At 33.9% G+C, this 11,644-nt stretch carries 9 protein-coding genes and 2 pseudogenes; 1 reads left to right on the forward strand and 10 read right to left on the reverse strand.

All coding sequences use genetic code 11. The features are described from left to right. Nucleotides 1-45: 45 nt before the first annotated feature. From G7057_RS01255 to pdxS, 9 genes and pseudogenes are all read right to left on the reverse strand, one after another. The gene (locus G7057_RS01255; protein WP_166160672.1) at nucleotides 46-975 is read right to left on the reverse strand and encodes a DUF6017 domain-containing protein; all 930 of its coding nucleotides are present in this window, start codon (nucleotides 973-975) and stop codon (nucleotides 46-48) included. Nucleotides 976-1,006: 31 nt separating this feature from the next. Beyond that, the gene (locus G7057_RS01260) at nucleotides 1,007-1,933 is read right to left on the reverse strand and encodes a ParB/RepB/Spo0J family partition protein (RefSeq protein ID WP_166160674.1); all 927 of its coding nucleotides are present in this window, start codon (nucleotides 1,931-1,933) and stop codon (nucleotides 1,007-1,009) included. Continuing rightward, nucleotides 1,890-2,711, reverse strand: a complete 822-nt coding sequence (locus G7057_RS01265; RefSeq protein WP_166160676.1) for a ParA family protein — start codon at nucleotides 2,709-2,711, stop codon at nucleotides 1,890-1,892. The genes G7057_RS01260 and G7057_RS01265 overlap by 44 nt, the downstream gene beginning before the upstream one ends. A gap of 173 nt (nucleotides 2,712-2,884) precedes the next feature. After that, on the reverse strand, nucleotides 2,885-4,324 hold the full coding sequence (locus G7057_RS01270) for an ApeA N-terminal domain 1-containing protein (protein WP_166160678.1): 1,440 nt from the start codon (nucleotides 4,322-4,324) through the stop codon (nucleotides 2,885-2,887). A gap of 217 nt (nucleotides 4,325-4,541) precedes the next feature. Continuing rightward, nucleotides 4,542-4,784, reverse strand: a complete 243-nt coding sequence (locus G7057_RS01275) for a DNA-binding protein (RefSeq protein WP_166160680.1) — start codon at nucleotides 4,782-4,784, stop codon at nucleotides 4,542-4,544. Nucleotides 4,785-5,706: 922 nt separating this feature from the next. Further along, nucleotides 5,707-7,317, reverse strand: coding sequence for a hypothetical protein (locus tag G7057_RS01280; RefSeq protein ID WP_166160682.1), 1,611 nt, complete (start codon nucleotides 7,315-7,317; stop codon nucleotides 5,707-5,709). A 28-nt stretch (nucleotides 7,318-7,345) separates the two neighbouring features. Then, entirely contained in the window at nucleotides 7,346-7,771 is a 426-nt protein-coding gene (locus G7057_RS01285; RefSeq protein WP_193566093.1) for a hypothetical protein, read from the reverse strand. Further along, nucleotides 7,755-8,132, reverse strand: a pseudogene (locus tag G7057_RS01290) (transposase); the annotation flags it as partial. The pseudogene G7057_RS01290 and the gene G7057_RS01285, both read right to left, overlap by 17 nt. 277 nt (nucleotides 8,133-8,409) lie before the next feature. Continuing rightward, complete coding sequence (gene pdxS / locus G7057_RS01295; RefSeq protein WP_166160684.1) at nucleotides 8,410-9,267, reverse strand: pyridoxal 5'-phosphate synthase lyase subunit PdxS; 858 nt, start codon at nucleotides 9,265-9,267, stop codon at nucleotides 8,410-8,412. A 134-nt stretch (nucleotides 9,268-9,401) separates the two neighbouring features. Between pdxS and pdxR the strand changes: the two genes are divergently transcribed. Continuing rightward, nucleotides 9,402-10,790, forward strand: a complete 1,389-nt coding sequence (pdxR, locus tag G7057_RS01300) for a MocR-like pyridoxine biosynthesis transcription factor PdxR (RefSeq protein WP_166160686.1) — start codon at nucleotides 9,402-9,404, stop codon at nucleotides 10,788-10,790. Nucleotides 10,791-11,208: 418 nt separating this feature from the next. On the opposite strand, the pseudogene G7057_RS01305 reads toward pdxR, so the two are convergent. Further along, nucleotides 11,209-11,577, reverse strand: a pseudogene (locus G7057_RS01305) (hypothetical protein); the annotation flags it as partial. Nucleotides 11,578-11,644 lie beyond the last annotated feature (67 nt).

The raw sequence follows: 11,644 nt of genomic DNA on the forward strand, positions 1-11,644 counted from the left end.
GAAAAAGGCATTTTGTAATCCTTTCGTATCAGGTACAAAATGCCTTTAGGGGTTTCTGTTTAAATCATGATTTACCAATGCTGAGTAATAACTATCTATAGTTGATGGTGCATTAAACAAGGTAGCAAGTAAATACCTTCTGATGTTACGGATGTAGGTAGTGGTCTTATCAAGACATTCAAAGACATAGTCAATGTGCAGACAATTTATCCTTAGTAACTTTTCTTTTACAAGTTGTGCTGGGTAATCATCCCCAGCAACATTGATGGTGGCTTTTGTGGAACATAGAGTTTCTACCATTAGGTCTACGATTTCATCTAAACGCTCGCGGTTATGATTATTCTTGATATATTCATATTCAATGTTTTTCAAAACTATTTTTTTAATTTCTGCTAGGCTATCATATCCTATCCCATCATATCTCATCTTTTTTTCTTGTGGCTCTTTATTTGATTGATACGGATTTGATGGATAAGGATTTAATACCTCCGTATTTAATAAATCAGTATTTAATGAATTAGTATTTAATATATTAGTACTTAATTGGTGGGGGTTTTCCAAGGTAGGCTCATCCTGTTTAGGTTTTTCCAATATTGGTTTATCCTGCTCTGGGTTATCCAAGATGGGATTATCCAGTATTGGATTTTCCCCTTTAGGTGGAGTATCTCCAGTACCAAGGGTTTGGGGCTGTTCAAAAATGGTATATTCTGTAGTAGTCAGTTGTCCTTTTTCATTCCTTAACCGTCTACGAACAACATAGCCATTAGTCTCCAATTCCTTTATCCCACTGTTAATACTATCTATGCCATCCTTACATATCATAGAAAGTCCCTTAGTCGTATAATCCCAATTCTCTGGTAAAGAAAGCATCAGGGATAATAAGCCTTTTGCTTTTAAGGAAAGGTCTGTATTTCTTAAATGATGGTTTGACATCACTGTATAATCCCTTGTTTTTTCTACTCTAAAAACTGCCATCTCTATCACCTCTTTTCCTGCTTATATTTATCTATCTTTCTTGATCCCTAGTTCGTTTTTTATACCATCCTTCAAGGAGTTTTATAATGGTTTCCTCCATTTGTTTAGGTGTATATGATTTTGGGAAATATCTTTTTAGCTTATCTCCAGTAAGGGTTACCTTATCTAAGTCCCCCTTCTTTTCCTCACTCATTATGGCACTCATAACTTCAAGGCTTAACTTCCCCTCATTACTAAATTTCTTTAATCTTTGTGCCTGTGAAAGTGAAGGTGTTGCCTGTTCCATATCCATAGCTTCAAGTAAATCAATTTGTTCCTCATCTTTAAGGAAGGATAGTTCCACAGCAGGATTAAAGGCTATTTTCTTCTCATCTACCATTGAAAGTATTTCTGGTATAAGGTGGGTAAGACGGATGAAACGCTGTACCTGTCTGCCACTATCTCCACCTTCCTTACCTACAATATCTGCTGTTTCTAACTTCCCGACAACTTGTCGGGAAGTTAAATCATTCCTAGCACCCTGATTTTTTATAGCATCTAATTTCATTTTATAAGCAAAGGCCCTTTCACTTGGTAAGATATTTTCTCTTTGCAAGTTGCTGTCAACCATGATAATAATAGCGGCATCATCGTCAAGATTACGGACTATGACAGGCATTGTTTCTAGTTCTGCAAGTTCACAGGCTCTTTTTCTTCGGTGTCCTGCCACAAGTTCATAGCCACCTTCATCACGAGGTCTTGCAATGGCAGGAACTAGAACCCCATATTGTTTGACACTTTCTGCCGTATCAAACATAGCTTCATTATCAATTACCTTAAATGGGTGGTCTTGAAAGGGATGTAATTCTGTTAAAGGAATTTCAATTATCTTTTCTCGGTTTTCATCAGCCCTACTTTCCTCTGTGGAAAATAAATCATCTACTGATGCCAGCTTTATGTTTTTGGCGGAGCTTTTCAATTTTCAACACCTCCTTGGTTAAATTCCCATACCCTTCTGCAACTTTCCCTTTTGGGTCATGGGCAAAAATACTTTTTCCCTCTGCACTGATTTCAGCGGCTTTTACGGAACGAGGTATATCTGCCTTAAATACTTTAATACTGCCTTCATAAGTTTCCCTTACTAAGGTGCTAATGTCCCTTGCAAAATTAGTACGCCCATCTACCATAGTCAGTAAAATACCATCAATTTTTAGTTTCGGATTTATCTGCCTGCGTACCTTTCCAATGGTCTGTAAAAGCTGTTCTAATCCCTTTGTAGGTAGATAATCAGCCTGTACAGGAATGATTACACTATCGGATGCAGCAAGGGCATTAATCGTTAGCATACCTAAATATGGCATACAGTCTAAAAGTATATAATCGTAATCCTTCTTTACCGTATCAAGGTATTGTTTAAGTATGGTTTCCCTACTCATAGCATTAACAAGGGATACTTCCATACCAGATAATTCAATATTTGCTGGGAGTAAGTCCACTCCCTCATGATGTTGTAAGATACCCTCTCTAGGTTCAATAGTCGTATCTGTAATAACCTTTCCCATTACAGTTGCAATGGTTATGGGTATCTTATCCGGCTGTGGGAATCCTAAACTAATGGATAAACTGCCTTGTGGATCTGCGTCTATCAGTAAGACTTTCTTGTTTTTCATAGCTAAACCTATGCCTAAATTAGCACAGGTGGTTGTTTTGCCAACGCCACCTTTTTGGTTGGCTATGGCAATTATCTTTGCATTCAATTCTGTTCCTCCTTTCAATTTCTGGTACAAAAAAAGAGCTAGTCATATAAACTAACTCCTTGTTACAATGTTACTATTCAATTTTTATATAAAAAATGTATTTAGATCTTCACATATTTTAAAACCTTTTTAAGTCCCCCAATACCATAACTATAAGGAGTGGTTGAACTCTACTATTTTCTCATCGATGCAGCCCTGACTTCAAACCCCGTTCTAACATCCTTAAGAGCCTCCCATACTTTTTCTCTTCTAAATTGAAAGTCATTAAATCCTAATTCATCAAGTAAATAATATTCTAAAATTGACATTAAAATATGAACGTACGGAACTAAATGCTCTCTTTCTATTATTTTACCTCTGAGATTCTCATCGTAATGAGTGTAATAATTCCGTGATTTTGCGATAACTTCAGGAAATTTATTGTAGTCTATCTCTCCCGTATAAAAATGCACTTCAAATTCTGATAACAATAATTCAGCTAATCTACTTTCTAATGTTACAAAGTATTTAGAGTTAGCCATAAGAAATTTTTTGTCATCTTCTTTAAATGCAGTAGGCCGATTTTTTAGGATTATTTTATCTATTCTTTTTTTAAACTCCGGAATTGTTCCATTAAACTTAAATCTAGAATGGTATGTTTCTAAAGCTTGTGTAATATTCAAAAATGCACGAACTGCTGTAGTATCAGTTGATAATATCGTATCTAAATATAAATCAATAATCGGTTCTAACTTTTCGCAATTCCCTACATATTTATTAAAATCACCGTAATCAAGAACTTCTTTAAGCGAAAATAAATAACTATGGCTATCTATAAACTTAGTGTTTTCTTTTTCCCTTCGTTTAATTAAATAGCCATTTACATTAATTGGAGATTCATGTTTTATTTCATTTATTTCAAATATATGACTTGGAGAAAAAGCCTGTATTTTTATTGAATGAATTTCTTTTTTTATTGCTATCTCTATAAATTGTTTAATTATATTATACTTAGTTAAAAAGTAATTAAAATTTTGAGATTTTCTAGCCTTTATTATAATTACAGGCTCTTGAGTTAATTTAATTTCTTCTACCAGCAAAAAACTTTCATGCACTGGTAACATTGTTCCAGATACAAAATATTCAATAGAATAATCATTATCTGCATAAATTTCTATACTTTCATTATCATCGTTATTGTTTAAACTAAATTGATTCATGTCAATTTTATAACTAGAAGCTTCACCCCAAAGTATAATATCAGACATAGTAAAGATTACTTGAGAAAATTTATCTTGCTCTAATTTAGGTATTTCTATACCTTCAAACATAAATTGTGCTTCATAAGTAAATGTATCCTTTGACCCGATAAAACTCTGCATTTTTGTTCTATTACATTTATATAATGTAAGTTTAAAACCATTAGTTAATTCCCCTGAAATGTAATCTGTTTTTAGTGGTAATGTCAGATAACTTAATGGTCCTCCAGTATTTTTTATTTCAATTTTTAGTAGAATTCCCCCTTGTTCAGAATTTAAATATAGATTACCATAATAGGTTTCGTCTTGGTTACCGAGCTTAAAGTATCCACTACCTGAAAAATCTAAATTCAATATTAATTCACCTTCTTTCACTTTTAAATTTTCCTGATCACATCTTTTTACATAAAAACTCTGTGTCATTCAAAATAAATTATAACATGTAATAAAATAAATACATTACTTTTCCCCTAATGACCATCATAATATATAGACTTCAATAGCTTAATTCTATCACGAAACAATTCAGATATCCAAGCTATTTATATATTCTATATGTCAAAATATATATTGAGGAAAACTATATTTTTACTTATATTTGAACCTTTAAGCCATATTTATATTCCGCATAATGTTCGCCTGTCACATAGTCAATTACATATTCTTTGGGTATCATATAGGCATCTCTTATATAAAAGTGTTTAACCTTTTTTGCTCTCATAAGCTTTCTTGCAGTAGAGTGACCAATGCCACCGAGCATTTCTCTAAATTGTTCAAGGGTTACAACATCAGGATAATCTTTAAACTTTTCACGGTAATATTGTTCATTCCTCATTTTAAGTCAGCTCCTTATATCATTTTGTCAGTGATAGATGCTGACTGCATAATCTAAAGTTTTACTGTAACTTATTGCCAATAGATAATAAAATCCCCTCATATCCCTCCTAATATCCCTCCAACGTGATTTTTTTCGTTTAATAATGGATTTTCATATACAACGGTAATTACAAGGGAATTATGCCTATCAAGCTCTGAATCGCTTGATTTCATGCGAGTTTTAAGGGTTCTAAGTTCCTACTTGTTCCACTACATTCCAATTACTTCTGAATGACTTGTAAAACTCAAAATCCATCGGTGACGACACCGTACCGGTTCAAATCTGGTCATCACCACCACTTATAGAAACTCTTTAGTTCATACTATAGGATTCATATTTTTTATTGCATGCATTTTTTTGTATTTGGAGATTAAGCAATATGTTTCCATAGGTATGCCCTCCTCCATAGCATGAAAAAAGAGCTTCCATATGGAGATTATTTTTGCATTCAAATTTATTCCTCCTTTCGATTTTTGGTACAAAAAAACCGCTTACTTTATTTTTCAATAAAGAAAACGGCTTTTTCAATTTATACTTAATTTAATTTTACTTAGTATTACATGGTATAAATATTGCTGAATATGTTGATTTAATCATCTATCAACATATCTACACACTCCATATCTAAAACTACTGATACTTCAATTTTATTTTTCAATTCCTTATTTCTAAAATCATAACCATCTTTAGTAAAAGTAACATACCTCGTAAAGTGTTGAAAATTAAGGATTTCTACGTATCTTTCCTTTGCATTCCTATTACGCATTCGATATGGGACGAGTTGATAGAATTGATGTATTTTCAATTTTTAACAATACGGTCGTATGCGGAAACATATCGACTATTTCGTACGTTCGTGGGAACAGGTCAAGTCACTACCTTAATAACCATTTAGTGTCAACTTACCTTTAATTATTTCTGTACTAAACTTAGATGAAATTTCATATTTTATATATGGTGGACTCTCCCTAAACATAAGAGCAGAAGGGAGTGCCATTGTAGTATTATGCTTCAAATAATTAACATGAAATAACACTACATCATTATTTTCATTTTCAAATGTCTTATAACAAAATAGATAATCAAACTCAGATAAAAATTCATCTTTATAATCGTCATATTCTTGTTCTATACTTCTTTGGTTAAATAACAATGGATCTTTTAAATGACTTGATATGTTTAAAGGATAGGTAGGATAGCCAGAATATTCGTCCATTGATTCAGTTTCTTCAATAGAAAAAATGTAATCAATAAATTTCATATCAATTAATTCTTTTATAATATTTATTCCTGGCATAGGTAGGTCTGAATAATTAATTAAATATTTTTTTGGAATTATAAATTTTATATCAATATCCTCATCAAATGTTGTTCCATTATTAGATATTGCTAATTTCAATAAATTAATCTTATCAATTTCTTCAAAATAAATTATATATTCATTATAAGTTCGGATGTCCCAGTATAATTTTTCAATCTGTTTGAATCTTGCCTTTTCCGCTTCCGAACCTTCATACGTAGGACCCCCAGTCCCAAAAGGACCAGCTATTTTTAACTGTAATGTAGATTTCTTTAAATTACCTAAATTCCAAAAATCCTCTTCAATAAAGATTTGATTAACTTCTACAAACTCTTTAATTACCTTTTTAATATCCTTATCTACTGTTACATCAACATAAAAACTCTTTTTTGTTATGTTTTTAAAAAGTTCTGCTTGCTGTAATTCAATTCCTGAAATTTCAACTTTCTTTAAATTTTCTTCAGTATCAATGTCACTACCTTCTACTATTTCATTAAATGGTAAACTAGTTCTTTTCAATTCAGCAATATCTTCAATTATTTTTTCTTTCTGTTCAACAATAAATTTACTTTCTAACAAATTGGTCCTATGTACAGTATAAAATGTTTCCGAAAAATCCTCTATATTTCTTATGTTTAATTCTGGTTTTTCTTTATTATTAGTCGTTACATTTTCTCCCGAAATAATTGGAATAAAATGCATAGCTAAATGATTTGATAATTCTCTTTGCAATTCATGCTTGTCTTTTATTACCGAATAAAGTCCCTTTTCCTTGTATTTACTCTTAAAATCTAATACCTTCTGATATTGTTCCATATCAATCTCAGAAGGATTAATTGGTAAGTCTAAAAAATACATGAATACTTGTTTTCCTGAATTTAACATTACTTCTATCTCTTCCTCTGTTCCAGAACCGTATTCATCAGTTGGTGTCCCAAAACGCGTCCAAAAGATTGCAATTGCTGCATCACAGTCGTTAACAAATTGTTGGTTTAGTAATTCCTGTGGTTTATCACCTGACTGCGGATAGCTATTCTTTGACCAATGCTTTGTTACAAGAGTAATATTATTCAATTCACCAAACATCCTATTAAAATTATCGATACTGTGATTTACTACTTCTAAATAATCAGATACATCACCTGGACAAGATATTAATAAATCATATGCTGTAATCCCCGGTCTTGGCATAATAATTCTTCCCTCCATACTAATTATGTTAATTATCTATTTTTTTATAATTTAATATTACCGCCTTATCAGTATTACTCAATAAATCATCAGGATATTTTTCTAAGTCTCGAATCCAATTGGCCTTTTCCATCGCCCATCTATATTCCTCTGAATCTTCTTCCATTTCTGCTGCAACATACTCCTGAACTAATTTAGAGTAGAAGTAATTCAAGGAATTGCTTCTAAGTTGCTGTGTTTTTGTGTATTCATTGTCCCGCTTTTCCTGTGAGATTAATCTTTCTTCCTCCTCTTTCAAACGTTGTTTTTCTTGTATTATATACTCCTTTTCTCGCTCATCAATTATTTCTGGTAATGAAAATATATAGACAAAAACTTTTCTCAAAAGATCTTCTGTCGTCATTCTTTTTGTTTGATTAATATTTTTTTCATTTCTACCCCAACATTTTCTCAATGAAGTCTGCGATTTCCGACATGGTAATACCTTTTCGGAAGAGGTAAATGACGGTCTCCTCTAAGGTATCATTCGTCCGTCTATAAGCAGGAACAGTCTGTTGCTTGAACTCGCCGTTGCGGTCGCGCGGAATCTGTAGATGAAGTTCCCCGTACTCGGTCTTGACCGTACAGTCATAGGAGCCGTTACGAGAATTACCCGTGTTAAAACCAATGCGATCGTACTTTTCGTAATCGAGGAAAGCCGTTAACTCCGTTTTGAGAAGCGTATTGACAGCTTTTTCCAAATGGACACGGAATAATTCATTCAAATCGCCTTTGTTCGCTAGAGTCTTTAGAATTTCTGTAGTAAAATCGTTCATATGGAAGTCCTCTTTTCTGTGAATGTGTTGTGGTAACTCTATTCTACAGAAGGGACTTCCTTTTTTCTATTTACACAAAATATTTTACACTCTCGAGAGTTTATATTTAGATACAGCTATACCATACTCTCTATTACAAATATCATTCAGAGTGGTGTTAAGTAACACTCCTTGATAACTAACTCCCCACGGAAGAGGAGCTCCCAGACGGCTTAGGACAAAATAAAAAAGTCAGTAGACCAAGCCCACTGACTTTTGAAACCCTCGTTTTTAATGGTTAACGCTTAGACATGATGACTTCAATTTCGTCTTCATTAATACCTACCATCGCTTCGCCTAAATCAGTTGAGATTTCGGCTAATTTGGTAGCATCTTTGTAATGGGCTACTGCTTCAACTATGGCTTTGGCACGTTTTTCTGGATTACCTGATTTGAAAATACCTGAACCAACGAAAACTCCTTCAGCACCTAATTGCATCATTAAAGCCGCATCAGCAGGTGTCGCCACCCCGCCAGCTGAAAAGTTCAACACAGGTAATTTACCAGTATCATGGACTCGCTTTAATAAATCATAAGAGACGCCTAATTCCTTAGCTTGGTTAAAGAGCTCATCATCTTGTAACGAAGCCACATAGCGGATTTGTTCATGGATTTTTCTTAAGTGACTAACCGCTTGACTGACATCCCCCGTTCCTGCTTCACCTTTAGTACGAATCATTTTAGCCCCTTCTTGAATACGGCGTAAAGCTTCACCTAAATCTCTAGCTCCACAAACGAAAGGTGTTTCAAATGGTTGTTTATCAATATGATAAACATGATCAGCTACTGATAAGACTTCTGATTCATCAATATAGTCAATTTGTAAACTTTCTAAGATTTGAGCTTCGACAAAGTGGCCAATTCTTACTTTCGCCATGACTGGTATAGAAACTGCTGCTTGAATTTCTTTTATCATTTGTGGGTCACTCATCCGACTAATACCACCAGCAGCTCGAATGTCTGCCGGAACTCTTTCTAAAGCCATGACCGCTACGGCACCAGCTGCTTCAGCAATTTTAGCTTGTTCCACATTTACCACGTCCATGATGACGCCACCAGCTAATTGTTTATGTACTTCTTCAATTGATCGTTTCATTTTGATTACTCCTTTACAAATATTGTCTCCACTTTAACAGTCTTTTGGATATTTATTAAGATGCAAAAACAGATATTTTTATGGGTCCAACTAGTTTTTTATTGTATAATGGATAATACGAGAGGAGGAAAAACATGATTACAGTGAACTTTAACGAAGACCAACACCTCTACTTACAAATAGTCGATGAAGTCATCCGGCAAATTGCCCAAGGACATTTAAAAAGTGGTGACCAACTCCCCTCACGGAGGGCCTTGGCAGATCATTTAAAAGTCAGTCTTAATACGGTCATTAACGCTTATGACCAACTGACTGATGAAGGCTATATAGTGCCGAGAGAAAGATCTGGTTATTATGTGGATTTACTAGAAATTGATATGTTGCCCTCTGAGGGAATCGAGACAAAGCCGCTAAAACATGAACATTCTCAAATAAGTGAAGCCAGCCCATATACTTATGATTTCCACTTTGCCAACCGTGATATATCTACTTTAAATCCCAAACAATTATTACAGTATGCACCCGAAGCGCTAGCCAGAAGCGTGGTTAATTGTAATTTTAAAGATGACTTGGGTGCTCTCTCTTTACGCTTGGCTATTGCTAATTATTTACGTAAATACCGGGGAGTGATGACTTCAGCTGACAATATCATCATTACAGGTGGCCATACGGCTAGCTTACAGACTCTATTTGCCTTATTAGAAGATGCGGTTTATGCCTTAGAAGATCCTGGCTATTATAAAAATTTAGATCTCTTTAAGGACTATCAGAAAAAGACTATTCGAATTCCGATTGATAAATATGGTTTCTCAGTTAAAGATTTGGAGACTACCTCAGCTAACATCGTGATAACTACTCCCAGCCATCAGTTTCCCACTGGCATTATCATGGGGATGCGTCGACGTCAGCGTTTATTAAAATGGGCCTATCAGGCAGAAAACCGTTATATTATTGAAAATGACTACTATAATGAGTTCCGCCTTAAGGGCCGTCCTGTTCCTGCTTTGACTAGTCTGGACGACCAAGAGCGAGTCATTTTATTAGGGGCCTTTCGTCAAAGTATGGGGTCAATTTTTAAGATGTCTTATTTAGTTTTACCCGATCAATTAATGAATAAATTCCATCAAGCTAAATTAAAAACCAGTGATATTTCCAGCTTTGAGCAATATTTAATGACTGATTTTCTCAATTCTGCCCATTTTCCTAAATATATTAATAGCCTGCGGACTAATTACCGTCGTAAGGAAAAAGCGGTTCTTGCAGCGCTTAACCAAACCCAACTCCCCCTAACCATTAAGGAAGCAGGGGCTGGACTTTTCTTTATTATTAACATTGAGGGTGAGATTCCACCGACTGACGTGATTCAAGCTAGGCTAGCTGAAAATAAGATCCGCTTACAACCGGTCAACCACTACGCTAAATTAAAGAACCGGTTCGACCAAAGTTATATTTTAGGTTATGGTGGGCTAGAGCTTGATGAAATTGATCACGCTATTCAAGCTTTAGTCACTATTTTTAAATAAAGCAAAAGACTCAGTAAGTCAGCGAAAAGATGACTTACTGAGTCTTTTAATTAGATTAAACGACATTCAACGAGATAAACGACGATTACCGATACCGTCAAAACTGCTAATGTCACATAGTGTACCTATACTCACGTGCTGATTACTTTCTTCATCAGTTTGATAATTTTCCTATCCAACTTAACACCCTTACTCTTAATGACTAGTTCCCATAGACATACCCCGACTAGTATAATAAAAAAGAGTCACTTAATCTTAAAACTAAGTTTACTCCTCTTAATATTAGTGGAAGTTCTTATGCGGTCCATCAAGAACATTATAACATTAAAATTTTAGTCTCTGACCTTTTGCATCTCACTAAATTTCGTAATCCTTTCGTTTTATTTTTTGACACTGTAAATTTAACTCTGTTTTCGCTTCATATTTTGGGTGGAAAAGTTTTAACTGTTGTTGAAATACTTTTCCAAATCAAACATCTGTCTTCAACTGATGTGACTGGATCAAATTTGAACTCACCTTTAAATTTATACATGATATGCCCTAAAGGTCCTTTAACTTTAGCGAATACAATTCTTTTATGTTTTTGATTTTGAATCACTTCGTTTATGTGATTATCAATTTTATCTTCATGTACATTTTTTTCTCTAATTATTTTTCCATCTGGAGAAATCGAGTTATCCCACTCACCATTTGGAAATAACTTAGGAAACCAAATCATAATATCATCATAGTAGGGATGAGTAGTGCCACCCTTTTGATATCCTTTATAATTATGACCAAATACATTTGCAACATCTTTAGGTAAATTGTAAAATGAAGTGAGAGTTCAATAAAAAAATCCATAAGGAATTCCT

Source organism: Jeotgalibaca arthritidis, from assembly GCF_011100465.1.
GTDB lineage: Bacteria > Bacillota > Bacilli > Lactobacillales > Aerococcaceae > Jeotgalibaca > Jeotgalibaca arthritidis.